Consider the following 24,934-nt stretch of genomic DNA (forward strand, 5'->3'; position numbering starts at 1 on the left):
TGCCTCAATCCAGTTCGAGCCGTTTTCTCATTTCGTCCATCAGGGCGGGCTTGAGCTCCATGCCGATGCCCGGCTGGTCCCGAGGCAGGGTCACATGGCCGTCGACAATGGGGATATCGTCGGCAAAGCCCCCATAGGGCGCGAACACGCCGGGATAGGATTCGGTGCCGCCGAGCTGCAGGCCCGCCGCCATGTTGAGGCCGAGTTGGTGGCCGCCATGGGGCAGGAAGCGCCGCCTCGACCAGCCGAGCCTTTCCGCCTCGTCCAGCATGACGAGCGTCTCGGTGAGGCCGTAGCACAGCGACGGGTCGGGCTGGGCCCAGTCGACATCCGGGCGCAAGCCGCCGAAGCGCAGCAGGTTGTTCATGTCCTGATGTGAGAACAGGTTCTCGCCCGTCGCGATGGCATGGGGATAGTGCCCGACGAGCTCGGCATTCAGGTGATAGTCGAGCGGGTCGCCCGGCTCCTCGAACCAGGCGAGGCGGAAGGGCTCGACGGCGTTGGCGAAGGCGATGGCCTCCTCGAGCGCGAACCGGCCATTGGCGTCGACGGCGAGGGTTTCGCCCGAGCCCAGAGCCTCCGCCGCCGCCTCGATACGCTTCAGGTCGTCGGCCAGCGAAAGGCCGCCCACCTTCATCTTGCAGATGCGATAGCCCGCATCGCGGTAGCCGCGCATCTCCGCGACGAGCTGCTCGATATCCTTGTCGGCCCGGTAATAGCCGCCGCCGGGATAGACCAGCACCGCCTCGTCGTACCGACCGCCATTGTAGCGCTCCGACAGGATCGTCCAGAGCGGTTTGCCGGCCAGCTTCGCATGGAGGTCCCAGACCGCCATGTCGAGCGCGCCGATGCAGAAGGAGCGCTCGCCGTGCCCGCCCGGCTTCTCGTTCGCCATGAGCGTGCGCCAGACCGCCTGCGGGTCGACATTCTCGCCTGTCTCGTCGAGGAGCGAGGCGGGATCGGCCTCGTGGAGGCGCGGCAGGAAGCGCGAGGCGAGCAGCCCCGGCTGGGCATAGCGCCCGTTGGAAGAGAAGCCGTAGCCCGTGACCCGCTCGCCGTCGCGCACGACATCCGTCTCGACCGCCACCACATTGGTGGTCATGGTCTTGAACGAGATGAAGGCGTTCGACATCTCCGAGGCGAGCGGGGCGGAGACGTGGCGTATGTCGGTTATTCTCATGCCGGTTGCGGTGGCCCGATCTAGAAGAGCCGCCCTTCGGGCAGCGGGACGAGGAAGCCGTAGCGGAACAGGGCGAAGAAGCCGATGACGATGACCGCGCCGACGAGCGGATAGAGGACCATGCGCCCCCTGGTCCAGGGATCGTACATCGCCGCGAGCGTCAGGCAGAAGAAGGCGGCGAGGCCGGAGAGGATGAAGCCGATCCACGGCATGGCGGCGACCGCGCCGAGCATGACGGCGACGAGCGCCACCCGGCGCGCGGAAGACCCGCCGGAGGGCTGGACGCGCCGGCCGCGCCGGATGAAGGCATAGACGATATAGCTCACCGAAAAGACGATGAGGCCGATGGCCACGGTCCGCGGAAAGACGGCCGAATCGACGTCGGAATAGCTTGTCGTGTCCCACAGTGCCACCGCGCCGGCGAGCACGAAGACCGCCGCCGCCGCGATGCCGCGACTATCGAGCCTGTCGGTCTGCTCAGTCTGCATGACGCATCCTCCAGCGCGCGAACCGCCCCTTCATGAGCGGGTAGAACAGCGAGACCAGGGTGAAGGCGATGATGCCGAGCGAGATGGGCCGGCCGAAGAACATGCCCCAGAGATCGCCCGTCGCCGAGCCGATGGTCCAGGCCTGCACGAAGCCCTGCTCGGCGATGGGACCCAGGATAATGCCGAGCACGATGGGCGAGGCCGCGATGCCGGCGCGCGACAGCACCCAGCCGAGGGTGCCGAGCACGATCATGATCATGACGTCGGAGACCGAGTTGCGGATCGCGTAGCTGCCGATGATGGTCATGAAGGCGACGGACGGCACGAGCAGCGCCTTGGGCAGCGTCACGATGGTCTTGTAGGCATAGCGCCCGATCAGGAGGCCGACGGGCAGCATGAGGGCGGTCGCCAGGAACAGCCCGGCGATGAAGGTGTAGACGATGGAGCCCTGCGCCTCGAAGAGCTGCGGGCCGGTGCGGATGCCCTGCACCAGAAGCGCGCCGAGGATGACCGCGTCCGGCGGCGTGCCCGGAATGCCCAGCACGAGCGTCGGGATGAAGCCGCCGCCCACGGTGGCGTTGTTGGCCGATTCCGTGGCCATGATGCCGCCCGGCTCGCCCTTGCCGTACTCCTGGCCGGGCTTGGCGGTGCGCCGCGCCTCCGAATAGGAGACGAGCCCCGCCACCGAGCCGCCGGCGCCGGGCAGGATGCCGACCACCGTGCCGATGACCGAGCTGCGGATGAGGTTGACCTTCTCGCGCCAGACGAGGCGCAGCGCCTCGGCCAGCCGGAAGCCGCGCGCCTCCGTCTCGACCTTCAGGTGCCTGTCGGGCGTGGCGACGAGGTCGATCAGCACCGGGATGCAGTAGAGGCCGATAAGGGCCGAGACCACCTCGATGCCGCCGATCATGGTCTGGCTGCCGAAGGTCAGGCGCACATCGGCGCTGATCTCCGCAACGCCGATGCAGGACAGGAGAAGCCCCAAGGCCGCGCCCATCAGGCCCTTGGCGAGCGCCCCCGCCGACAAGGCGGAAATGAGCGACAGGCCAAAGATCGCGAGCCAGAAATACTCCACCGGCCCGAAGGCCAGCGCGACCTCCGACAGGGGCGGCGACAGGGTGAGCAGGAAGGCGGCGCCGACAAGCCCGCCCACCACGCTCGCCAGGCAGGAGATCGTCACCGCCAGGTCGCCATCGCCGCGCTTGGCCATGGGATAGCCGTCGAAGGTCGTGGCGATGGCCGACGGCGTGCCCGGCGTGTTGAGCAGGATGGCGGAATAGGCCCCGCCATAGATCGCGCCGGTATAGATCGCCCCCAGGAGGATGAGCGCGGAGGCCGGATCGAGCGTGAAGGTGAGCGGAACGAGGACCGCCACCGCCATGGTCGCGGTCAGCCCCGGGATCGACCCGATGATCGTGCCGGCCGCCACGCCGAACAGCGCGAAGACGATATTGAGTGGCGTCAGGGCCTGAGCGAAGTGCTCTGCAAACATCGCTGCTCCTTGTAACGCGGACAGGTGTTGCAAGCGGTTGGCTCACACTCCTCGCCCGACCCTTCGGCGCCACCTCCCTCGCTCGCGGGAGAGAGGTGGCAGGGTCAGGGGAGCGCGCTCTCGTCGCCTCCGGTGGCCTATTTGATGATGCCGGCCGCCTTGGCCGCCTCGAGATACTGCGCCTTGCGCTCCATCATGAAGGCGTCCATCTCGCCATAGGGCACGTCGATGAGCGCGAAGCCGCCATCGATCATCTGCTTCTGGAACTTCTCGTCGGCATTGATCTCCCCGATCATGTCCGACCACTGCTCGCGCAGTTCCTCCGGCGTCGATTCCGGCACGGCCACGCCGCGATAGGCGCCGCCGACCATGTCGAAGCCGAGCTCCTGGAAGGTCGGCACGTCGGGGAACAGCGGATGGCGCTCATCCATGGCGACGGCGAGCATGCGCACCTTGTCGCCCTGCTTGGCGCCGACCGTGGTGTAGCCCCATTCCGCCATGACCTGGTTGCCCAGCAGCGCGGTGACCGCGGCACCCGTTCCCTTGAAGGCGACATAGGTCGACTTGATCCCTGCGAGCTCGTCGAACCGGATCGAGGCGAGATGGTTCGCCGTCCCCTTGCCGGAGCCGGACAGCGTCAGCTTGCCGGGGTTCTCCTTGGCGTAGTCGATCAGGTCCTGAAGCGTCTTGAACTGGCTGTCGGCCGGCACGACGATGGCGTCCGGCGTGTAATGGAACCAGTAGATCGGGGTGAGGCCGTCGGTCGTGTAGCCGACATCCTTGGTCGCCGGCTGGATGACGATATGGGGCAGGTTCACGCCCATGACCGTATAGCCGTCGCCGGCATAGGAGTTGAGCTGCGACCAGCCGACCGCGCCGCCGCCGCCGGGCTTGTAGGAGATGACCAGGTCCTGGCCGAACTTCTCTTGGAAATAGGGCTGCTGGAGCCGTGCGGAAATGTCGGACTCGCCGCCCGGGCCGAAGGGGATGATGTATTCCACCGCCTTGTCGGGAAAGGCGAGCGCGCTGCCCGCACCGGCCGCGGCGAGCGCGAGGCCCGCAAGTCCGCCAAGAATCGTCCGTCTCGTGAAGTGCATGGATAGTTCCTCCCGGTTTGCGCGCGGGGGTGGCCGCGCGTCGAAGATCAGGTCTGCCGGGTTGTCCCGGTCTTTGGGCTTGCGGGACCCGATGGTGCCCGCAAGCCGGAGATTGTGGAAGCCGGTTCTTCGCCTGTCGGAACCGGCCTCAGGCGCTGCGATAGAGCTTCGTCATGACGAACTCGCGATGGCCGAGCGCCTCGGCCGCCGTCGACCGGCCGCTCGCGGTGCGCGCGACCATGTCGATGAGCGCGTCGCCGGCCTCCGACATGGTCATGTCGCGGCGCAGGATACCGGTGACGTCCACGTCGATATGCTCCGACATGGTGCGCACCGTGCGCGGATTGGCCGAGATCTTGATGACGGGCACGATGGGGTTGCCGATCACATTGCCCTGCCCTGTCGGGAAGGTGTGGACGACGTAGCCCGCCGCCGCCATCAGCGTCACGCATTCCGCCGCCGCCGAGGAGGTGTCCATGAAGTAGAGGCCGGGGCCCTTCGCCGGGGCCTCCGCCGGCTCCAGCACGTCGATATAGCTGCACTCGCGGCCGATCTTCTCCAGATTGCCGAGCGCCTTCTCTTCGATGGTGGTGAGACCGCCCTCGATATTGCCCTTGGTCGGCTGGGATTCGGAGAGGTCGCTCGTCTTGAACGGCTCGATCACCTCGTCCATGTAGGCCTGCCAGGTGGCGCGGAACTTCTTGCCAGCCTCCGGGTTCGCCGCGCGCGCCTCGCACAGATGCTCCGCGCCGGTGAGCTCTGAGGTCTCGCCGAACACGCCATAGATGCCGCGCGGCATGAGCTTGTCGTACATGTTGCCGACCGTCGGGCAGGAGCCGAGGCCAGTGGTGGTGTCGGACTCGCCGCACTTCGTCGAGATCCAGAGCTCGGAGATGTCGCACTCCTCGCGCTGGCGCTCCGTCGCCCAGTGGACGAACTCCTTCGCCTTGCGCGAGGCCGCGGCGATGGTGTTGATGTCGCCGTTCTGCTCGATGGAGAAGGCGGCCACCGGCTTGCCGGTCTCCGCGATCCCGTCGGCGATCTTCTGCGTCCAGCCCGGCTCGATGCCGATCACCACGACGGCGGCGACATTCGGGTTCGCGCCCGTGCCGATCATGGTGCGGAAATGAAGGTCGAGATCCTCGCCGAACTGCAGCCGGCCATAGGCATGCGGCAGGGCCAGCGTGCCCTTGATGTTGTTGGCCACCGCCTCGCAGGCGGCGTTGGAGATATCGTCGACGGGCAGGATGACCACGTGGTTGCGCACGCCGACCCGGCCGTTCTCGCGCCGGTAGCCCATGAATGTGAGATCGCCATTCGCCATGGTGTTCGCCTCCCTTACCAGCGCTTCGTCTTCAGGTTGTCGACATGGACATGGCCGCCCTTGGCCACGTCCTTGACGATCTTGCCGATGTCCTGACCGTATTTCACGGCCGTGTCGCCGGCCTTCAGATCGGCGAGCGCCACCTTGTGGCCGATCGGAACGTCGTCCTTGACGGTGAGATGAAAGTCGGAATTGTCCTCGGTGACGACACAGAGCATGTCCGTGCCGGCCTTGAGGTCCTCGACAACGACGACGCCGACATTGTCCTTCCTGTCGTGCACCAGAAGCTGCGGAACGGTCATATGGCATATCCCCCTGCTAGGTTGTGGCGGACTGTTTTATGTGAGAGTCTTATATAAGACATAAGATATAAGAATGCTTGTCAACGGGATTTGCGGCATGACGGACAAGAACAGGCCGGGCGCGGCAGCCGCGGCGACCGGCGACACCACGGAAAACCCCGGCTACAGGCCGCTTTACAAGCAGGTGCGCGACATCATCACACGGCGCCTCGCGGAGGGCGAGTGGCTGCCCGGCGCCATGCTGCCGAGCGAGCAGGAGCTCGCCCGGTCGCTCGCGGTGAGCCAGGGAACGGTGCGCAAGGCGCTCGACGCGATGGCCGCGGAGAACCTCATCGAGCGCCGCCAGGGCCGGGGCACCTTCGTCTCGCGCCAGGACGACGAGCGCGTGCTCTTCCACTTCTTCCGCCTTCGGGGCGACGACGGCAGCCACGTCTTCCCGGAAAGCGACGTGCTCGGCGTCACCGTCGACATGCCGGAGGAGGACGAGGCCCGGATCCTGGGGATTTCGGGAACGGACGGCGGCATCATCCGCATCCGGCGCACGCGCAGCCTCGGCGGCCGCCCCGTCATCGTGGAAACGCTCACCCTGCCCGCCGCACGCTTTCCCGGCCTCGACGAGCGCGACAGCCTGCCGAACAATCTCTATGTCCTGTTCGCGAATGAATACGGTGTGAGCATCGCGCGCGCCTCCGAACGGCTGAAGGCGGTCGCCGCGGACGCGCATAGCGCGGAGATTCTGGAGCTCGCCCCGGGCGCGCCGCTGCTCGCCATCGAGCGCGTGGCCTATTCCATCGCCGGCGAGCCGGTCGAATGGCGCGTCAGCCTGTGCCGCACGGACATGCTGAGCTACGCCTCCGAACTGCGCTGATGGCCCCGGGCGGGACCGGCAACCGGCCCCGCCCGGCGATCCGTCAGGGTGTCCAGATCTCTTCCACGTTGTACTTGCCGTTCTGGACGGAGATCACCGAGATCGGCTTGGGCGGCACCATGCTCTCGCGCGTGTAGGAAATCTCGCCCGTCACGCCCTTGAAGCCGCGCGTGGCCTCCAGCGCGTCGCGGATCTTGTCGGGCTCCGCCGACTGCGCCCGCTTGATGGCGTCGGCAACCAGCATCAGCGCGTCGTAGCCGAGCGGGGCAAAGGAGTTCTCCGGCTCGCGTCCGTATTCCACCTTGTAGTCCGCGATGAACTGCCCGACTTCCGGGCGGTCGTCGGCGCGGTAGGTGTGGGTGGAGAAATAGACGTCGTTGGCGAGATCGGGCCCCGGCGTCGTGGAGACGAGCTCGGTGTCGAAACCGTCTCCGGAGACGATCGGCATGTCGATGCCCTGCTCGCGGATCTGCTTCACGGTGAGCCCCGCCTCGGAGGGAATGGCGGAGATGAACACCGCGTCGGGCTTGGGCTCGATGGCCTGGAGCCGGGCGATCTGGGCGGAGAAATCCGTATCGCCCATCATGAAGATGTCCTTGCCGACGATCTCGCCGCCGCGCTCCTCGAAGCGCTCCACGAAGAACTTCGACAGCGCCTTGGTGAAGTCCATGGAATTGTCGGTCCACACCGCCACGCGGCGGGCGCCGAGCTTGTCATAGGCATAGTCCGCGATGGCATAGGACTGGTCGTCGTCGCCGAACGGCGTCATGAACATGTAATTGCCCACCCATTGCGGCAGCATGGGATGGGTCGCGCCGGAGGTAACGAAGGGAATGCCCTTCTCCTGGAACAGCGGCGCGGCGGCCATCACGAAGGTCGTGTCGGACTGGCCGATGCCCGCCACGACGCCGTCCGACAGCACGCGCTGGGCGGCCTTGGCCGTTTCCTGCTGGTCGGTCTTGGTGTCGACCGCGATCAGCTCGATAGGCCGGCCCATGAGACCGCCATCGCCGTTGATCTGCTTGGCCGCCAGCTTCGCCCCGTTGAGCGACGGGCCGTCGAGCGATGACAGGCCGCCGGTGAGATTGTACAAGGCCCCGATCTTGATGGGATCCTGCGCCTGAACCGCCGACGCGCCAAGGAAAGCCGCCGCCAGTGCCATCGCCGTCACTGCGAGTCGCATCTTACATCCTCCCGATTTTCCGAAGCCCCCATTCGCGGAACGCCAATGCGGATCGCGCCCGCGCACAGGCCGCCTCCTCCTTCCCAAGTCCCTCACGCACCTGATCCCGGAAAGAGTGGAAGAATGGAGGACCCCTGTCAACGTTATCGTACATCGACCTTTGATTTCGCAATGTTGTATGATTTGATACAGACCGGATCGAACAGGAGCGCCCATGCCGGCCGAGCCATCCGTATATGACCGCATCCAGGAGCTCATGGCAGCGTTCACCGACCGGGAGCGCCGCGTCGCCCAGACGCTCCTGGCCAACTACCCGGTCGCGGGGCTGGAGACGGTCTCGCGGCTTGCCGGCACGGCGGGGGTGAGCACGGCCACCGTGCTGCGCTTCGTGAACAAGCTCGGCTTCGCGCTCTATTCCGACTTCCAGGCGGCCCTGCGCTCCCAGCTCACCGAGACGCTGCAGTCCCCGCTCACGCGCATGGCGGCCGCCCGCGACCGCGCGGACACGCAGGCCTCCTTCCTCCACCGCTTCACCGAGGCGGTGACCGCCAATGCCCGCAGCATGCTCGACACGCTGCCGGCGTCGGAATTCGAGGCCACGGTGGAGCTTCTCTGCGACACCCGCAGGCAGATCCATGTGCTCGGCGGGCGCTACAGCTCGAGCGTGGGGCGCTATCTCGTCGACTTCCTGAAGGCGCTGCGCCCGCGCGTCGGCTACATTGACGGCCAGACGCAGAAATGGCCGAACCACCTTCTCGATTTCGACCGCAACACGGTGCTGATCGTCTTCGACACGCGGCGCTACCAGAGCGATGTCGGCGCCTTTGCGCGGCTCGCCGCCGAACGCGGCTGCCAGATCGTGCTGTTCACCGATATCTGGCATTCCGACATTGCGCGCGTCGCCCATCGCGTGCTCGCCTTTCCGGTGACCGTGCCCTCGATCTTCGATTCCGTGGCGGTCGGCTTCATCATGGCGGAAGCGCTGGTCGGCGCCTGCGCGGAAAAGCTCGGCGAGCAGTCGCGCGCGCGCATCGAGGATCTGGAGGCCTTCCGCATGCCGCTTGCGCCGCGCGGCCCGGAGGAGTGACCGCACAAACGCCGTTCCGACCGATCACGAGGGGAGAATGACCGACATGCCCAGAGAAGACATCGTCATGGTGTGCTGCAGCGACATTGCCGGCCAGGTGCGCGGCAAGGGGCTTCTCGCCCGCGACCTCCATGAGCGGCGCGAGAAGGGCGTGGGCTGGACCCCGACCAACATCATGATCACCGCCCATGGCGCCATCGCCGACACGCCCTGGGGCCCGTTCGGCGACCTGATCCTCAAGCCGGATCTCGACACGCTGGTCCGCGTCGATTTCGGCGATGACGGCGCGCCGGAGCATTTCGTCCTCGGCGATATCCGCCATCTGGACGGCACCGCCTGGGCCTGCTGCCCGCGCGATTTCCTGCGCCGGGGCCTCGATGCGCTGAAGGCCGAGGCGGGGCTGACCCTCAAGGCGAGCTTCGAGCACGAGTTCCACTACGACGGTGTGGAAGAGGTTGCCAATTCCGGCTACGCGCTCGACGCCTATCGCCGGCAGGGCGTGTTTGCGGAAACCTTCCTCGATGCGCTCCAGCAGGCCGCCATCATCCCCGACACCTTCATGCCGGAATACGGCCCCTGCCAGTACGAGGTGACGGTGGAGCCGAAGCCCGCCATGCGCTCGGCCGACGAGGCGGTGATCCTGCGCCAGATCGCGCGCGCCACCGCCTTCCGCCTCGGCCACCGGGCGAGCTTCACGCCGATCCTGAGGCCCGATTCGGTCGGCAACGGGCTCCATGTCCACTTCTCGCTCCACGACGCGGAGACCGGCAAGCCCGTCAATCACGACCCGTCGGCCGATCACGGCGTCAGCGCGACGGCGGCCCATTTCCTCGCCGGCATTCTCGACAAGCTGCCGGTTCTCACCGCGCTGACCGCCGCCACGCCCATCTCCTATCTGCGCCTCGTGCCCAACCGCTGGAGCGCGGCCTACACCAATCTCGGCGTCCAGGACCGCGAGGCCTCGCTGCGCATCTGCCCGGTCTTCGAGACGACGGGCGTCGATGTCGCCAAGCAGTTCCATTTCGAGTATCGAGCCGCCGATGCCGCCGCCACGCCCTATTTCGTGCTCGGCGCCATCGTCTGGGCCGGTGTCCACGGCCTGCGCGCGAAGCTGCCGCGGCCGGAGCCCACCGAGACCGATCCCGGCGGCATGACGGCGGAGGAATTCGACCGCTGCAAGCTCGCCCGCCTGCCCCGGTCGCTTTCAGCCGCGCTCGACCTCCTGGAGGCCGACGAGGACGCGAAGGGCTGGCTCGGCCCGGAGCTCCACGACGCCTATCTGCGCCACAAGCGCTTCGAGGACGCCCTCATGGCCGATCTCCCGCTCGAGGAACAATGCGCGCGCTATCACAAGGTCTTCTGAAGTCTCGAAAAGCCCCCTCACCCTCCCATCGCTGACGCGATGGGCCCCTCCCTCTCCCGCAAGGGGAGAGGGAATAACGGCGGCGCAACGAGAGAACCCTCTCCCCTCGCGGGAGAGGGTGGCGCGCAAGGCGCGCCGGGTGAGGGGGTGTGAGCTTCAGTAGCCCGCCCGCGCGGCAAGCTCCCTGACCAGCGTTTCCGTCGGCACCATCCGGCAATAGCCCCTGAACGCGTTGAGCGCGGCCTCGTGGCGGGCGCGGGTGTCGGTGGCGCAGGCATCGTCCGGGCAGATCATGCGGTAGCCCCGGTCGGCGCCGTCGCGGATCGTGTGGTCGACGCACTGGTCGGTGAGGAAGCCCGTGGCGATAATCGTGCCGATACCGATATTGCGCATCAGATAGTCGAAATTCGTCGAGTTGAAGAGGCTCGACGAGGTCTTGGGGATCACCATCTCGTCGTCGCCCGGCGCGAGCGCGTCGATCACCTTGGCGTCCCACGAGCCCTTCGCGATGGAGAAGCCGGAGAGCTTGTAGTCGAGGCTGCGGTCGCGCCCGTCGCGGGTCGCGTTCTCCATGACCGTATAGACGATTTCCGCGCCCGCCCCGCGCGCCGCCGCGATCAGCCGCTGGATGTTGGGCACCGCCACGGTGCGCGCATCCTCGTAGAATTCCGGCCTTGGCTGGCGGTTGGTCTCGTCCATCACCCAGTTCTGCGCGTCGATCACCAGAAGCGCCGTGCGCGCCGCCACGAGCGGCTCGTCCCTGCCCGGTTCAGTCATCTCTCGAAGCCCTATCGTCCCATGATGTAGCGCGCCCAGCGCGGCTCGCCGGAACCGAACACGCCGCGCGGACGGAACAGGAGCACGAGGATCAGGCAGAGCGCAACCGCCACCTGGCTCAGCCCGTAGAGCTCCAGCGCCTCCTCCGCCGGCCTCAGCGACTCCGACAGCACCGACAGCGCGATGGCCGCGAGCACCGCGCCGGTGAGGCTGCCCATGCCGCCGATCACCACCATGACCACGAGGTTGAAGGCGAGCAGAACCGAATAGGTGCCCGGCGTGATGACCGTGATGAGATGAGCCATGAGCCCGCCCGCGACGCCCGCGAAGAACGCGCCGAGGACGAAGCCCCACATCTTCACCGACACAGCGGATATACCCATGCAGCGCGCGGCCATCTCGTTCTCGCGCACCGCCATCATGGCGCGCCCCACGGAGGAATGCTTGATCCGCCAGCAGGCATAGACGGTGAGCACCGTCCAGCCATAGACCCACCACAGGCTCGTGAGCCTGGGCAGCCCGTTGAGCCCCATGCCGCCGCGCGTGACGCCGTCCCAGTTGTTGACGAGCACCCGCACGATGATGATGAGGCCGAGCGTCGCCACGGCGAGATAGTGCCCGCGCAATCTCAGCACCGGAAAGCCGATGACGAGGGCCGCAAGCGCCGCGACCGCGCCGCCGATCACGAGGGCGGGCAGGAGGTCGAGCTGGAGCGAGGCCAGGAAGGCCGGCAGGTCCGGCATCATGAAGCCCTTGCGCTGGACCGGGAAGATGAGGATCGCGGCGACATAGCCGCCAATGGTCATGAACGCGGGATGGCCGAGCGAGAAGAGCCCGGTGAGCCCGTTGGTGAGCGCAAGCGAGCTCGCCAGCATGACATTGACGAGCGTGATGGCGGCAAGCGTGGCCATATAGTCGCTGAGCCGGATGTCGACGAACGCCACGAGCCCGGCGCCCAGGGCGGCGAGCGCCAGCGGCCTTGCGATCTTGGACAGGGTGGATGCCTGGACCTCGGACATGGGATGGCGCCTCATGCCCTTTCCTCGTCCGCGCGCCCGAACAGGCCGTGCGGACGCACAAGCAGTATGACGATCAGGAGGGAGAAGACGAAGGCATCCCGATAGCCGGAATATTCCGGCGGCAGGAGGCCGACGAACAGCACTTCCGCGAGCCCCAGAATATAGCCGCCGGCCATCGCGCCCGGGATCGATCCGACACCGCCGATGACGGAGGCGACGAAGGCCTTCAGCCCCGGAATGAAGCCCATGAGCGGGTCGATCTGGCCGAACTTTCCACCCCACATGAGCCCCGCCACGGCGGCGAGCGCGCTGCCGAGCCCGAAGGCGGTGGCGATGGCACGGTTGATGTTGATGCCCATGAGCTGGGCGGTCGTCACGCTCTCCGCCGTCGCCCGCATGGCGATGCCGAGCTTCGTGCGGTGCACGAGCGTCACCGCGCCGGCAATGATGACGAGGGTAAGCCCGATGATCGCCAGATCGATGAGGGACGCCGTGCCGATGCCGAGGTCGATCCGCTCGCGCATCGCGGCCGGAAAGAGGAAATTGCGCGGCTGGCCGGAGAGGATCATGATCCCGGCATTCTGGATGATGATCGAGAGCGCCAGCGTCGCGATGAAGCCCGTGACCTGCGGCGCGCCGCGCATGGAGCGGAAGACCACCGCCTCGATGGTCACCCCCGCGAGCGCGCCGAGCCCCGCGACGAACAGCACGATGAACGGCCAGGGCACACCGCCGAGCACCATGGCGAGCGTGGAGAACGCCCCGACCATCAGAATGTCGCCATGGGCGAAATTGATCAGCCGGACAATGCCGTAGATCATGGAGAAGCCGATGGCGACCAGCGCATAGAGGCTGCCCAGCGTCAGGCCGTTGACGATCTGCTGGAGATAGTACTGGCTCATTGTCCCGCTCCGAGATAGGCGCGGCGCACATTCTCGTCGCCGGCCAGCTCCGCGCCCGTGCCCGACAGCGCGACCCGGCCGTTCTCCAGCACATAGCCGCGATGGGCGATCTCCAGCGCCATGGCCGCGTTCTGCTCCACGAGCAGCACCGTGACCCCGTCCCTGTTGAGCTCCAGCACCGTGTCGAAGATCCGCTCGATGATTTGCGGGGCGAGGCCGAGCGACGGCTCGTCCATCAGGAGAAGGCGCGGGCGCGCAAGGAGGGCGCGCGCGACCGCCAGCATCATCTGCTCGCCGCCCGACAGGCTTCCCGCCCGCTGGCTCCCGCGCTCCGCCAGCACCGGGAACAGCGCGCGCACGCGCTCCATGTCCTCCGCGACTTCCTGGGTATCGCTGCGCGTATAGGCGCCGACGAAGAGGTTCTCCTCGACGGTGAGCGAGGCGAAGATCTGCCGGCCCTCCGGGCACTGGACGATGCCGGAGCGCACGATCCGCGAGGGGGCGAGGCGCGCCAGATCGGCCTCGCCCTCCGGCCCCTCATAGAGGATCGTTCCCGATTGCGGGCGCAACAGGCCGGAGACCGTCATCAGCGTCGTCGTCTTGCCGGCCCCGTTGGCGCCGATCAGCGCGACGATCTCGCCGGCGCGCACCGACAGGGAGACGTCCTTGAGCACATGGGTCGCGCCGCGGCTGACATTGAGGCCGGCGATCTCAAGCACGGGCGCCTCCCCCGCGGCGCGTGCCGAGATAGGCGGCGACCACATCCGCGTCCGCCTGGATGTCCTGCGGGGTTCCCTCCGCGAGGAACCGGCCGCGATCGAGCACCTGGACACGCCGGCACAGGCGCATGACGAGGCTCATATCGTGCTCGACGACCAGGACGGCGATGCCCAGATCGCCGTTGATCCGCGCGACGAGACGCAGGAGGTCCTCCGTCTCGCTGGCATTCATGCCCGCCGCCGGCTCGTCGAGGAGCAGCGCCCTGGGTTCCGTCGCCATGGCACGCGCGATCTCGACCCGCCTCTGGTCGCCATAGGACAGGTCCATCGCGCGCTCGTCCGCCAGATGTCCGAGACCCAGCATCTCCACGATCCCGCGCGCCTTCTCCGCGATCTCCCGCTCCGAGCGCCTGAAGCCGGGCAGGGCCAGGAGCGTCGCGACCATGCCCGACCCATGGCGCATGTGAAGACCCGCCATGACGTTCTCCAGAACGGAAAGGTCGGCGAAGAGCCGGACATTCTGGAAGGTCCGCGCGACGCCGCTTTCGGCGAAGCGATGGGGCGGGCGGCCGGTCATGTCCGTGCCGCGGACGGCAAGGCGCCCGCTCGTCGGGGCCAGGACGCCGGTCATGACGTTGAAGGCCGTCGTCTTGCCCGCGCCATTGGGCCCGATGAGGCCGACGAGATCGCCCGGGCGGAGCGCGAGCGAATAGTCCTGAAGCGCGACCAGGCCGCCGAAGCGCTTGCCGATCTCATTGGCGGCGAGAATGGGCTCGCTGTCCTCCATGACAGTCTGTCCGGCTCCCCTGGACGTCAATCGTTTCGTTCATTCTTGTCAGAATCGAACCTCTTGTACAATATAGTACATGAAAGAGATCGCCAGCGAGCGATCTTGGAAAGCAGGACGAAAAGCAGGACATCGAAGGATTTCACGCCCATGCTGCTCGGCCCCGGCGAACCGTCGGCCGTAACCCTCGTCAATGGCGAGGCGGACAGCCGCCTCGTGCTCGTCTGCGAACATGCGAGCCCGCGCATCCCCCGCGCGCTCGGCACGCTGGGCCTGTCGGAGACGGAGCTCGAGCGCCACATCGCCTGGGATATCGGCGCGCGCGCGGTCGCCGAGCGCATGGCGCACCGCCTCGGCGCGCCGCTCTTCGTGCAGAACTATTCCCGCCTCGTGTGCGACTGCAACCGCAACACGACGGCCCGGGATTTCATCCCCGACGTCAGCGAACGGACGGCCATTCCCGGCAATCGCGGCCTGTCGGAGAGCGATATCGCACAGCGCGTGGACGAGATATTCACCCCGTTCCACGCCGCCATCGCCGCCCATATGGACGCCCTCACCGCCCGGCGCGGCGACGCGGTGTTCGTCACCGTCCACAGCTTCACGCCCGTCTTCAAGGATGTCGAGCGGCCGTGGCATGTCGGCGTCCTGTTCAACCGGGACCCGCTCTTCTCGCCGCTCGCGGTGGAGCTCCTGCGCGCGCAGGGCGGGCTCGCGGTCGGGGTCAACGAGCCCTATGTCATGTCCGACGAGACCGACTACACGGTCCCCGTCCATGGCGAGGCGCGCGGTGTGCCCTCCGTCGAATTCGAGATCCGCAACGATCTCGTGCGCACGGCCGCCGGCCAGGAAGACTGGGCGGACCGGCTCTCCCGCGTCGTGGAGGCGGCCATCGCCCGCATGGACGCCATGGGGGCGGAACCGGCGAAGGATGCGCGCTAGGTGTGTGCTTCGGCCAGACTGTGCCGGCCCGCTCACCCAAGACGTTTTGCGTTTAGAACGGCACCGGCCTGCTTGCGTCCCTGCGTTTAGAACGGCACCGGCCCACTCCCCCACCCGGCCACCCATGAGATGATACTTCCGTGGGTGGCCGGGTGGGGGAGTGGGCCGGTGCAGCCCGACCGGATGGGACAAACCGCGCCCGATTCAATCCGTCTGCGAAATGCTCTAGGATGCGCGCCGGACAAACCGGGAGGAGCCGACGCGCGCCATGTTCGATCTTCGCGACAACGTCATGCTGATTACGGGCTCGAGCCGCGGCATCGGCCGGGCCATCGCCGAACACGCCGCACAAGCCGGCGCCAGGGTGGTGATCTCCAGCCGCAAGCAGGAGGCCTGCGACGCGGTGGCCGAGAGCATCCGCGCCGCGGGCGGCGAGGCCATCGCCGTGGCCGCCAATGCCGGCCGCAAGGACGAGCTCGAGGCGCTCGTCGACCGCACGCTCGACGAATGGGGCCGCATCGACACGCTGGTGTGCAATGCCGCCATCAATCCCCATTACGGACCTCTGGAGACCATCGAGGACGCGGCCTGGGACAAGATCATGGGCACCAATGTGCGCTCCAATCTCTGGCTCGCCAATATGGTGCTGCCATTGATGGCCGAGCGCGGCGGCGGCGCGATGATCCTGCTTTCCTCCGTCGCCGGCATGCGCGGCTGCATGAATATCGGCGCCTACGGCATCTCCAAGACGGCCGATATCGGGCTTGCCCGCACGCTCGCCGTGCAGTGGGGCGCCCGCAACATCCGCGTCAACGCCATCTGCCCCGGCATCGTGGAGACGGACTTCGCCCGCGCGCTCTGGGAGGACCCGGCGGTCGCCGAACCGTCCATAGAGGCGACGGCGCTGAAACGGCTCGGCAGGCCCGACGACATTGCCGGCGTCGCCCTGTTCCTCGCCTCCCCCGCCGCGCACTATGTCACCGGCACGACCATCGTCGCCGATGGCGGCATGACCGCGACAATCAACATGTAAGGGACCCCCATGGCAGATCTTCAGGATGTGGTGATCCTGTCCGGCACGCGCACCGGCATAGGCGATTTCGGCGGCGGGCTGAAGGATGTGCCGCCCTCAAGGCTCGGCGCGCTGGTCATCGCGGAGGCCGCGAAGCGTGCGGGGCTCCCGGTCGGCGATGTGGAGCACGTGGTGATGGGCCAGGTGATCCAGAGCGAGCCGCGCGACATGTATCTCGCCCGCGTCGCGGCGCTTAAGGCGGGCGTGTCGGAGCGCGCGCCCGCCCTCACCCTCAACCGGCTGTGCGGCTCCGGGCTCCAGGCCATCGTCTCCGCCGCCCAGATGATCCGGCTCGGCGAGTGCGCGACGGCCGTCGCCGGCGGCGCGGAGAGCATGAGCCGCGCGCCCTACACCCTGCCCGCCGCGCGCTGGGGCCAGAAGATGGGCGACGCGCCGCTGCTCGACACGCTTCTCACCGCGCTCAACGACCCCTTCGGCCACGGCCATATGGGGATCACCGCGGAGAATGTGGCGGAGCGCTACGGGATCGGCCGGGCGGAACAGGACGCCTTCTCGGTGGAAAGCCACCGCCGCGCCGCGCACGCCATCGCCGAAGGCCGCTTCGCCGACCAGATCGTCCCCGTGGAGATCGAGACCCGCAAGGGCACCGTCGTCTTCGACACCGACGAGCATGTGCGCGCCGACGTGACACAGGAGGACGTCGCGAGCCTCAAGCCCGCCTTCAAGCGCGACGGCACGGTGACGCCCGGCAATGCCAGCGGCATCAATGACGGGGCCGGCGCGGTCGTGCTGATGGCGGCGGAGGACGCGAAGGCGCGCGGCCTGACGCCGCTTGCCCGCATCGTGTCCTGGGGCCATGCGGGGGTGGCGCCGGAGGTCATGGGGCTCGGCCCCATCCATGCCGTACCGCAGGCGCTTAAGCGCGCCGGCCTCGCCATCGGCGACATCGACGTGGTGGAAAGCAACGAGGCCTTCGCCGTCCAGGCCTGCGCGGTCGCGCGCGACCTGGGCTTCGATGCGGACCGGACCAACCCCAATGGCGGCGCCGTCGCGCTCGGCCATCCCGTCGGCGCGACGGGCGCCATCCTCACCGTCAAGGCGCTGTACGAGCTCGCCCGCACGGGCGGGCGCTACGGCCTCGTGACCATGTGCATCGGCGGCGGCCAGGGCATCGCCATGGTGATCGAGCGGCTGGAGTAGGAGCCCCCCATTTTGCAGAAGAAGAGCGGCGGCGATGTGCCGTCGCGCCGGGCGGACATCGCGGCATATCGAGTTCGAGAGCAAGAAACGGCTTGTCCGCCGACCGGCCACTTGCAAATGTCGCGGCGGCACATCGCCCCCGCCCCTTCCGGAGCCAACCCATGACCACACCTCAGTCCGTCAACCGGTCGATGACGCCGTTCGAATGGGCGATGCTCGTTACCCTGTCCGTCCTGTGGGGCGGCTCCTTCTTCTTTGTCGGCGTGGCGGTCGCGGACCTGCCGCCGCTGACCATCGTAGTGGCGCGCGTGGCGCTCGCCGCGCTGGCGCTTCACATCGTGCTCGCCGTCATGGGCGCGCGCCTGCCCGGCAACCGCGAGGTCTGGATGGCGTTTGCCGGCATGGGCTTCCTCAACAATGTCGTCCCCTTCACACTCATCGTCTGGGGCCAGACGCATATTGCCAGCGGCCTCGCCTCGATCCTCAACGCGACCACGCCGCTCTTCACCGTGATCGTCGCCCACGGGCTCACCTCAGACGAGAAGATGACGCCGGGGCGCCTCCTCGGCGTGGCCGTGGGGTTCGCAGGCGTCGCGATCATGGTCGGCGGCGGCGCGCTCGGCACGCTGGGGGTCGATGTGCTGGCCCAGCTCGCGGTACTGGCCGCCGCGCTCTCCTATGCCTTTGCGGGCGTGTTCGGCCGGCGGTTCAGGACGCTGGGCGTCCCTCCGCTCGCCACCGCGACCGGCCAGGTGACCGCCTCCAGCCTCATGCTCCTGCCGGTCATGCTGATCGTCGACGAGCCCTGGACCCTGGCCATGCCGTCGGCCGGAACGGTCGCCGCCGTGGTGGGGCTCGCCCTCGTCTCCACCGCGCTCGCCTATATTCTCTATTTCCGGATCCTCCAGACGGCGGGCGCGACCAACCTCCTGCTCGTCACCTTCCTCATTCCGGTGAGCGCCATCCTGCTCGGCGTCTTCGCGCTCGGAGAGACGCTCCTGCCGAGGCAGATGGTCGGCATGGCGCTGATCGGCTTCGGGCTCGCCGCCGTCGACGGCCGGATCGGGCGCGCTATATGGGCGCCGCGCCAACCGTGAGGCCGCCGCAGACATAGAGCACCTGGCCGGTGGTGAAGCCCGCCTCTTCCGACAGGAAATAGGCGCAGGCCGCGGCCACCTCGACCGGGCTGCCGAGCCGGCGGGTCGGGATGGTCGCCTCGATCGCCTCGCGGGACGGCGAGCCCGGCGGATTGCCCCTGGCGAACATGTCGGTCTCGATGGGGCCGGGCGCGACGCAGTTCACCGTGATGCCCTCGCGCGCGAGTTCCAGCGCCGCATTGCGGGTGAGCCCCAGGAGCCCGGCCTTCGTCGCGCCATAGAGCCCCCTGCCCTCCTTGCCGAGGGAGGCACGGCTGCCGAGATTGACGATACGGCCGAACTCCGCCGCACGCATGGCCGGCAGGCAGGCCTGCATGGCGAGCAACGGCGCACGCAGATTGATCGCCGTCATGCCGTCAAGATCGGCGACCGTCGCCTCGCCGATCCGTCCCTCGCGAAAGATGCCGGCATTGTTGACGAGCCGCGTCACGCGAAAGCGGCCCGCCACCTCGTCGAGCGCTGCCCGCGTGGCGGCCTCGTCGGCGAGGTCGGCATGTATGAAGTGGCCCGGGAAATCGCCCCCGGGCGCGGACCGGGCGAGGCCCACGACCGTGTGGCCCCGCTCCGCAAGATAGTCCGCAATGGCGCGGCCGATGCCGCGGCTTGCGCCCGTGACGAGTGTCGCCGGCTCCGTCATGATCTCCGCCCCGCCTCAGCCAAGCCGCCCGCAATCGACCACCACGGTCTGGCCGGTGATCGCGCCTTGCGCGCACAGGAACAGCATGGTCTCCGCAATATCCTCCGGCTCGACCATGCGCTGGAGCATGGTGTTGGCGACCGAGCGGTCCTTGCGCTCCTGGGGCCACACATCGGTCCAGGGCGTGCGGGTCAGGCCCGGCGCCACGGCGTTGACGCGGACCTCGGGCGCCAGCGCCTGGGCGAGATTGCGCGTGAGATTGACGAGACCCGCCTTGCTCGCCGCATAGGCCAGCGAGCTTCCCGCCTTGCCGAGCCCGGCGATGGAGGCGGTGCTCACCACCACCCCGCGCGAGGCCTTCAGCGCGGGCGCGGCGGCCTTCACGCAGCGGAACGGACCGATGAGATTGGTGGAGATGAGTTTGCTCCAGAACTCCTCCGTCATCGCGTCGAGATCGGAGAAGGCGATCGGCTCGCGCGCGCCGGGCGTGCCGGCATTGTTGATGAGGATATCGAGGCCGCCGAGCGCCTCCACCGCCTCGCCCACCATGCGCGCGGCATCGCCGGGATCGGAGACGTCGCCGGCGACCGCGAGCGCCGTCGCGCCGTCCGCGCGCAGCTGGCCGGCCGCATCGTCCCCGCGCGGATCGTCGGCGAGATGGTTGACCGCGACGGCCGCACCGCATTGCGCCAGAAGCCGCGCGGCGGCGAAACCGATCCCCGATGCGCCGCCCGTCACCAGAGCGCGCTTGCCTGCCAGATCTGCCGTGATCGTCATGCCGGACCCCGAAACCTCCCCCTCTTGCTCGCCGCGCGGGGCCGCCCCGCATGGCGTTCTTCCCGGCAAGCACCCGCTGCCGGGGCGCAGACTGTCGCACAGCCCCGATGGGCCGTCAATTTGGCGAAACGCCATTCTGCATCGCAGAAACCGCACCGCGCATCTCCCGCGGAGACGGCGGGCCCGGCGCGCACCGCCGCGCCCTTGCTTTACCGTACTCAGCTCTGCATAATTTACTGTATACAGAACTCGAAGCCGGAAGGAACAAGGGCGATGGCCGGACAGGACGCCATGGCGGCACCGGACGGGGCGGACAGGGAAAGCGCCGCCGAGCGCGCCTATGTGGCCTTGCGCGAGATGGCCATGGTCTACCGCTTCGCGCCGGGCGAACGGCTCAATGAGGGTACGCTCGCCCATGCGCTGAACGTCAGCCGCACGCCCCTGCGCGAGGCCCTGAACCGCCTCGTCTCGGAAGGGCTCGTCGTCGCGGATCCCGGACGCGGCTTCCGCGCCCGCCCGCTCGACGTGAAGGAGGTCTTCGATCTCTACGAGACGCGGCTGGCGCTCGAATGCTTCATCGCGCAACTGGCCTGCGAACGCGCCACATCCCAGGGTCTCGACGAGATCGACGCCTATCTCGACGAGAGCGTGAAGGCGCATGACAGCGCCTCCGTCGACCGGCTCGTGCGCCTCGACGAGGGCTTCCACGAGCGCGTGGCCCAGCTCACGGGCAACGGGGAACTGGCGCGCATGCTCTCAGGCATCGATGCGCGCATCCATTTTTTCCGATGGGTGGACATGCGCGGACGGCGCGCCACGACGCAAGCCGAGCACCGCGCCGTCCTCGCCGCCATCCGCGCGCGCAACGCACCCAAGGCCCGCGCCGTCATGCGCGACCACATCACCCGCCGCCTCGACCAGATCGTCGATGGCATCAGGCAAGGCTATGCCAGCCTCTATATGGGCGAAGGCCCCGCCTCGACGGACGACGACAGGGAGACGACATGAACCGGCTTTCCGGCGCGGAAGCGCTCGTGCGCATGCTTCAGCTTCACGGCGTGGAGGTCATATTCGGCCTGTGCGGCGATACGAGCCTGCCCTTCTACGACGCGCTCCACAGGCTCGATCACGGCATGCGCCACGTGCTCACCCGCGACGAGCGCTCCGCGGCCTACATGGCCGATGTCTATGCCCGCGTCACCGGCAAGGTCGGCGTGTGCGAGGGCCCGAGCGGCGGCGGGGCGACCTATATCCTGCCCGGCGTCGTGGAGGCCAATGAGAGCTCGGTCGCCCTGCTCGCCATCACGACCGATATCGGCGTCGGCGCGCGCGGGCGCTACGCGCTGACCGAGCTCGATCAGGAGGCCCTGTTCCGCCCGCTCACCAAATGGAACAGGGTCATCGACACGGGTGCCTCGCTGCCGCGCACCGTGCGCGCCGCCTTCCGCCAGATGACGACGGGGCGGCCGGGCGCGGCCCATCTGGGCCTGCCCTTCGACGTCCAGAAGGCGCCGGTCGATGCCGACGACATATGGGGCGACGAGCAGTTCGGCCATTTCCCTGCCATCCGCACCGCGGCGGACCGTGCGGCCATCGAGGCGGCCGCGGAGGCGCTCCTGGAGGCGAAGCGCCCCCTCATCCTGTGCGGCGGCGGCCCGGTCATCTCCGGCGCACGCGCCGATGTGACGGCCCTTGCCGAACGGCTGGGCGCGGTGGTCGCGACGACCATCAGCGGCCAGGGCGCCATCCTCGACGACAATCCTTACGCGCTCGGCGTCGTCGGCTCCAATGGCGGCTCGGACGAGACCCGCGCCGTGCTGGACGAGGCCGATCTCGTGGTGCTCGTCGGCTGCCGCGCCGGCTCGGTGACGACGGAGCGCTGGCGCCATCCCGCCTCCGGCAAGCAGCGCATCGTCCATATCGATGCCGATCCCGCCGTGATCGGCGCCAACTATCCGACCGAGGTGGCGCTCATCGGCGATGCGCGGCTCACCCTCGACGCGCTGATGCAGGCGGTGGACCAGCGGCTCGGATCCGGGACCCGCAAGGGCGAGGCGGCGCGCATGGCGGTCGCCCGGGCGAAGCAGGCGAAGTTCGCGCGCTTCCGCGCCCTCGCCGCATCCGACGACACGCCGATCCGGCCGGAACGGGTGGTGCATGAGCTCAACGAGCTCCTGCCCGGCGATGCCGTCATCGTCGCCGATCCGGGCACGCCCTGCCCCTATTTCTCCGCCTATTACGAGCTTACCGATCCGCGCGGGCGCCTGATCTCCAACCGCGCCCACGGCGCGCTCGGCTATTCGCTGCCCGGCGTGCTGGGGGCCTATTACGCGCGCCCCGATACCAAATGCGTCGCCGTCATGGGCGACGGCAGCTTCGGCTTCAATGCCGGCGAGATGGAGACGCTGGTGCGCATCGGCGCGCCGGTCACATTGGTCGTCTTCTCCAACAGCGCCTTCGGCTGGATCAAGGCCGGCCAGCATTCCGGCTTCGCAGAGCGCTATTTCTCCGTCGACTTCAACCGCACGGACCATGCCCGCGTGGCGGAGGCCTTCGGCGTGAAGGCCTGGCGCGTCGAACGGCCGGACGCGCTTCGCCCGGCACTCGCCGCAGCGCTCGAGCATGGCGGCCCGACCCTCGTCGACATCGCCACCCAGCCCCTCCACGAGGCCGCCGCCCCGGTCACCGAATGGATCGCATGAGGCCGGCGGATGGCCGGTCCAGGCCGGCCATCCGCCCCCGATAGAACGGTCTCCGGGCGACGCGAGCCCGCGTCACGCCGTCTCCACCTCCACATCGAGGAGGGGGGCGTATTGCTGGGCGCCGAAGATATCCGGATCGCCGGGGCTTCCGCTCGGACGCCGCCGAAGGATCGTGAACTTGATCGCGTAGGCCGGATCGTACTCGACGAAATCGGTGATCCGCGCCTCGTCGATTCCGAACAGCCTGGCCATGGCATCGCGCGACACGGCCCCGGAGCGCTTGACCGTCTCATAGGCCTCGCGCTCGCGGAAGATGATGTCGAAGGTGATCTTGTCGGTGCCCGCGTTCTTGCTGCGGATGGTCTTGGCAAGCTCGGACAGCCTGGTCTTGGTCATCGTGATCTCTCCGGATATCAGGCGCCGACGGTCTCGGTATGCCGCGGGAACAGCTCCAGCGGATCGTCGACCGCCATCGTGTGGTTCAGCGTCCAGCGATATCCCGGGCTCGCCGGCATGACCTCGTCGAAGACGAAGGAGACGCCCCCCGCGGTTCCTTTCACATCCGGCAGGCGGGCATAGAAGAGCTGGCGCGTGCCGGTCATGGCGACCTCTTCGGCCATCTCCCTGGTGGGAGCGACGCCCTGCACGACGATGAGCAGCTCGTGGCCGGGCCTGTCGCGCAGGGGCTCCATCTCGCCCATGACGCCGTCGCGGCCGAAAACGTTGTAGTGAAGCGCCCAGCCCGTCTCTCCGAACCGTTCGCGCGTCTGCTCGCGCGCCCATTCGATCACCTCGTCGACATGGGCGATCGTATAGGGATCGCGAATGCCCGCCATGCCGACGAAGCGCTCGCCGATCTTGCCCGCCCCCTCCAGCTTGACGCGGAAGTCGTCCGCCGGAGCGAACCGCATGCCGGTCACCCGCGTCGTCTTCTCCGCCACCTGCTCGTAGCGGCAGTCGGTCATGTCGAGCACACCGCCGGCGACATGCTCGTGAAACGGGTTGGAGCGCTCGTACATGGCATGTCCGGCCACCGAGGCGACCGTGCAGCGCTGGCCGGGATGCATGGCCGTCACCTCCACCCAGTCCCGCGTAATCTCTCCGAGCACGGTCTCCTTGGCGCCGTATGGTTCCGCGCAGAACGAGGCGCATTCGAGGACCTTGCCGAGATAGTAGGCCTGCGCCTCGGGAAAGCCGCGCGACAGGGCGGCGGCGGCGAAGATCGCGCTGTCGGAGGAGCGCCCGCCGATGATGACGTCGCACCCGTCCTCGATGAGCGCGCGATAGGGATGCACGCCGGCCACCGCGACGATCCGGTCCGTCGCGTCGAGTTCGCCCTCGTCGAGATCCGCGCGCGCGTCGAGCCCCTGCACGGGCGAGCCGGAGGCGATCTTCGCCCTGACCGTCTCCTTGTCGACCTCCGAATAGAACCAGCCGAGCTTGAAGGGCGCGAGCCCATGCCTTGCCGCAAGGTCGCGGATGATCTGCACATACATGTCGACGCGGCTGTCGGACCCCGTATCGCCGGCCGAACCGACGATCATCGGAACGCCGATTTCCCGCGACGCCAGGAGCATCTGCTCGAGATCGTGCTCCTGCCAGGCCTTCGGGCTTGCGCAGCCATCGCTGCCGAGCGGAACGGGGCCGATATCGTCGCTTCCGGAATCGGCGGCGATGAAATCCGGCTTCGCCGCCACGCCGAGGCGGAAGCTCTCGACCTTGAGCGGCGCGAAACCGAGATGGCCGTTGGGGCAAATGATCTTGAGGGAGTCCATATCATCCTTCCTTGGAAGCCGGGCACGGCCGGCTGTGACCGTTGCCTCCCGCCAATGCATTTGACGTGCCAAGAACCGGAATATGGATAAGGCATTGAAAAATATGGATTTATCTAAGGAGAA

The 24,934-nt window shown here is 68.0% G+C and carries 25 protein-coding genes; 9 read left to right on the plus strand and 16 right to left on the minus strand.

Annotated elements, in window-relative coordinates:
* Positions 1 to 4: 4 nt before the first annotated feature.
* The 6 genes from HW532_RS06455 to HW532_RS06480 all read right to left on the minus strand — a co-directional run bounded on the left by HW532_RS06455 (position 5) and on the right by HW532_RS06480 (position 5,883).
* Positions 5 to 1,180 (minus strand): enolase C-terminal domain-like protein, encoded by a 1,176-nt coding sequence (locus HW532_RS06455; protein WP_213163605.1) that lies wholly within the window; start codon positions 1,178 to 1,180, stop codon positions 5 to 7.
* 20 nt (positions 1,181 to 1,200) lie between these two features.
* The gene (locus tag HW532_RS06460; RefSeq protein ID WP_213163606.1) at positions 1,201 to 1,668 is read right to left on the minus strand and encodes a tripartite tricarboxylate transporter TctB family protein; all 468 of its coding nucleotides are present in this window, start codon (positions 1,666 to 1,668) and stop codon (positions 1,201 to 1,203) included.
* Positions 1,658 to 3,160, minus strand: a complete 1,503-nt coding sequence (locus HW532_RS06465; protein WP_213163607.1) for a tripartite tricarboxylate transporter permease — start codon at positions 3,158 to 3,160, stop codon at positions 1,658 to 1,660. The genes HW532_RS06460 and HW532_RS06465 overlap by 11 nt, the downstream gene beginning before the upstream one ends.
* Before the next feature lie 137 nt (positions 3,161 to 3,297).
* The gene (locus HW532_RS06470) at positions 3,298 to 4,257 is read right to left on the minus strand and encodes a tripartite tricarboxylate transporter substrate binding protein (RefSeq protein ID WP_213163608.1); all 960 of its coding nucleotides are present in this window, start codon (positions 4,255 to 4,257) and stop codon (positions 3,298 to 3,300) included.
* A 148-nt stretch (positions 4,258 to 4,405) separates the two neighbouring features.
* Positions 4,406 to 5,581 carry a UxaA family hydrolase gene (locus HW532_RS06475; RefSeq protein ID WP_213163609.1) on the minus strand — a complete coding sequence of 392 codons (1,176 nt, stop codon included), beginning with the start codon at positions 5,579 to 5,581 and terminating at the stop codon, positions 4,406 to 4,408.
* 14 nt (positions 5,582 to 5,595) lie between these two features.
* Complete coding sequence (locus tag HW532_RS06480; RefSeq protein WP_213163610.1) at positions 5,596 to 5,883, minus strand: UxaA family hydrolase; 288 nt, start codon at positions 5,881 to 5,883, stop codon at positions 5,596 to 5,598.
* Between the two features lie 97 nt (positions 5,884 to 5,980).
* On the opposite strand from HW532_RS06480, the gene HW532_RS06485 reads away from it, so the two are divergent.
* A complete protein-coding gene (locus HW532_RS06485) occupies positions 5,981 to 6,751 on the plus strand; it encodes a GntR family transcriptional regulator (protein ID WP_213163611.1) in 771 nt (256 codons plus the stop codon).
* A 43-nt stretch (positions 6,752 to 6,794) separates the two neighbouring features.
* On the opposite strand, the gene HW532_RS06490 is transcribed toward HW532_RS06485, so the two are convergent.
* Positions 6,795 to 7,934 carry an ABC transporter substrate-binding protein gene (locus tag HW532_RS06490; protein WP_213163612.1) on the minus strand — a complete coding sequence of 380 codons (1,140 nt, stop codon included), beginning with the start codon at positions 7,932 to 7,934 and terminating at the stop codon, positions 6,795 to 6,797.
* A gap of 214 nt (positions 7,935 to 8,148) precedes the next feature.
* On the opposite strand from HW532_RS06490, the gene HW532_RS06495 reads away from it, so the two are divergent.
* Both HW532_RS06495 and HW532_RS06500 read left to right on the plus strand, forming a co-directional pair.
* Positions 8,149 to 9,021 carry a MurR/RpiR family transcriptional regulator gene (locus HW532_RS06495; RefSeq protein WP_213163613.1) on the plus strand — a complete coding sequence of 291 codons (873 nt, stop codon included), beginning with the start codon at positions 8,149 to 8,151 and terminating at the stop codon, positions 9,019 to 9,021.
* Positions 9,022 to 9,067: 46 nt separating this feature from the next.
* Positions 9,068 to 10,384: a type I glutamate--ammonia ligase gene (locus tag HW532_RS06500; protein WP_213163614.1), complete on the plus strand. Its 1,317-nt coding sequence runs from the start codon at positions 9,068 to 9,070 to the stop codon at positions 10,382 to 10,384.
* Positions 10,385 to 10,540: 156 nt separating this feature from the next.
* Here HW532_RS06500 and HW532_RS06505 read toward each other — a convergent pair whose 3' ends face one another.
* Genes HW532_RS06505 through HW532_RS06525 form a run of 5 tightly spaced genes read right to left on the minus strand, consistent with a single transcriptional unit; the run spans position 10,541 to position 14,588 of the window.
* Positions 10,541 to 11,161: a cysteine hydrolase family protein gene (locus HW532_RS06505; protein ID WP_213163615.1), complete on the minus strand. Its 621-nt coding sequence runs from the start codon at positions 11,159 to 11,161 to the stop codon at positions 10,541 to 10,543.
* An 11-nt stretch (positions 11,162 to 11,172) separates the two neighbouring features.
* Positions 11,173 to 12,180 (minus strand): branched-chain amino acid ABC transporter permease, encoded by a 1,008-nt coding sequence (locus HW532_RS06510; RefSeq protein ID WP_213163616.1) that lies wholly within the window; start codon positions 12,178 to 12,180, stop codon positions 11,173 to 11,175.
* An 11-nt stretch (positions 12,181 to 12,191) separates the two neighbouring features.
* Entirely contained in the window at positions 12,192 to 13,082 is an 891-nt protein-coding gene (locus tag HW532_RS06515) for a branched-chain amino acid ABC transporter permease (protein ID WP_213163617.1), read from the minus strand.
* The gene (locus HW532_RS06520) at positions 13,079 to 13,801 is read right to left on the minus strand and encodes an ABC transporter ATP-binding protein (RefSeq protein ID WP_246479583.1); all 723 of its coding nucleotides are present in this window, start codon (positions 13,799 to 13,801) and stop codon (positions 13,079 to 13,081) included. Before HW532_RS06520 ends, HW532_RS06515 begins: the two co-directional genes overlap by 4 nt.
* Positions 13,794 to 14,588 (minus strand): ABC transporter ATP-binding protein, encoded by a 795-nt coding sequence (locus HW532_RS06525; protein WP_213163619.1) that lies wholly within the window; start codon positions 14,586 to 14,588, stop codon positions 13,794 to 13,796. The genes HW532_RS06520 and HW532_RS06525 overlap by 8 nt, the downstream gene beginning before the upstream one ends.
* Positions 14,589 to 14,738: 150 nt before the next feature.
* Between HW532_RS06525 and HW532_RS06530 the strand changes: the two genes are divergently transcribed.
* The 4 genes from HW532_RS06530 to HW532_RS06545 all read left to right on the plus strand — a co-directional run bounded on the left by HW532_RS06530 (position 14,739) and on the right by HW532_RS06545 (position 18,860).
* A complete protein-coding gene (locus HW532_RS06530) occupies positions 14,739 to 15,530 on the plus strand; it encodes an N-formylglutamate amidohydrolase (protein ID WP_213163620.1) in 792 nt (263 codons plus the stop codon).
* 268 nt (positions 15,531 to 15,798) lie between these two features.
* Positions 15,799 to 16,563, plus strand: a complete 765-nt coding sequence (locus tag HW532_RS06535; protein ID WP_213163621.1) for an SDR family NAD(P)-dependent oxidoreductase — start codon at positions 15,799 to 15,801, stop codon at positions 16,561 to 16,563.
* A 9-nt stretch (positions 16,564 to 16,572) separates the two neighbouring features.
* Positions 16,573 to 17,763, plus strand: a complete 1,191-nt coding sequence (locus HW532_RS06540) for an acetyl-CoA C-acyltransferase family protein (protein ID WP_213163622.1) — start codon at positions 16,573 to 16,575, stop codon at positions 17,761 to 17,763.
* 161 nt (positions 17,764 to 17,924) lie between these two features.
* On the plus strand, positions 17,925 to 18,860 hold the full coding sequence (locus tag HW532_RS06545; protein ID WP_246479584.1) for a DMT family transporter: 936 nt from the start codon (positions 17,925 to 17,927) through the stop codon (positions 18,858 to 18,860).
* On the opposite strand, the gene HW532_RS06550 is transcribed toward HW532_RS06545, so the two are convergent.
* Both HW532_RS06550 and HW532_RS06555 read right to left on the minus strand, forming a co-directional pair.
* On the minus strand, positions 18,835 to 19,557 hold the full coding sequence (locus tag HW532_RS06550; protein WP_213163623.1) for an SDR family oxidoreductase: 723 nt from the start codon (positions 19,555 to 19,557) through the stop codon (positions 18,835 to 18,837). The two genes, HW532_RS06545 and HW532_RS06550, sit on opposite strands and share 26 nt — an antisense overlap.
* Before the next feature lie 15 nt (positions 19,558 to 19,572).
* Positions 19,573 to 20,334: an SDR family NAD(P)-dependent oxidoreductase gene (locus HW532_RS06555; RefSeq protein ID WP_213163624.1), complete on the minus strand. Its 762-nt coding sequence runs from the start codon at positions 20,332 to 20,334 to the stop codon at positions 19,573 to 19,575.
* 273 nt (positions 20,335 to 20,607) lie between these two features.
* Between HW532_RS06555 and HW532_RS06560 the strand changes: the two genes are divergently transcribed.
* Together HW532_RS06560 and HW532_RS06565 are read left to right on the plus strand one after the other, a co-directional pair.
* A complete protein-coding gene (locus HW532_RS06560; RefSeq protein WP_213163625.1) occupies positions 20,608 to 21,342 on the plus strand; it encodes a GntR family transcriptional regulator in 735 nt (244 codons plus the stop codon).
* Positions 21,339 to 23,036: a thiamine pyrophosphate-binding protein gene (locus HW532_RS06565; RefSeq protein ID WP_213163626.1), complete on the plus strand. Its 1,698-nt coding sequence runs from the start codon at positions 21,339 to 21,341 to the stop codon at positions 23,034 to 23,036. The genes HW532_RS06560 and HW532_RS06565 overlap by 4 nt, the downstream gene beginning before the upstream one ends.
* 72 nt (positions 23,037 to 23,108) lie before the next feature.
* Here the strand turns inward: HW532_RS06565 and HW532_RS06570 are convergent, their stop codons facing one another.
* Both HW532_RS06570 and HW532_RS06575 read right to left on the minus strand, forming a co-directional pair.
* Positions 23,109 to 23,432, minus strand: a complete 324-nt coding sequence (locus tag HW532_RS06570) for a DUF4387 domain-containing protein (RefSeq protein WP_213163627.1) — start codon at positions 23,430 to 23,432, stop codon at positions 23,109 to 23,111.
* A 17-nt stretch (positions 23,433 to 23,449) separates the two neighbouring features.
* Positions 23,450 to 24,811, minus strand: coding sequence for an acyclic terpene utilization AtuA family protein (locus HW532_RS06575; RefSeq protein WP_213163628.1), 1,362 nt, complete (start codon positions 24,809 to 24,811; stop codon positions 23,450 to 23,452).
* Positions 24,812 to 24,934: the final 123 nt, after the last annotated feature.

The sequence above is a fragment of the Kaustia mangrovi genome (assembly GCF_015482775.1).
In the GTDB taxonomy this organism is placed as follows: domain Bacteria; phylum Pseudomonadota; class Alphaproteobacteria; order Rhizobiales; family Im1; genus Kaustia; species Kaustia mangrovi.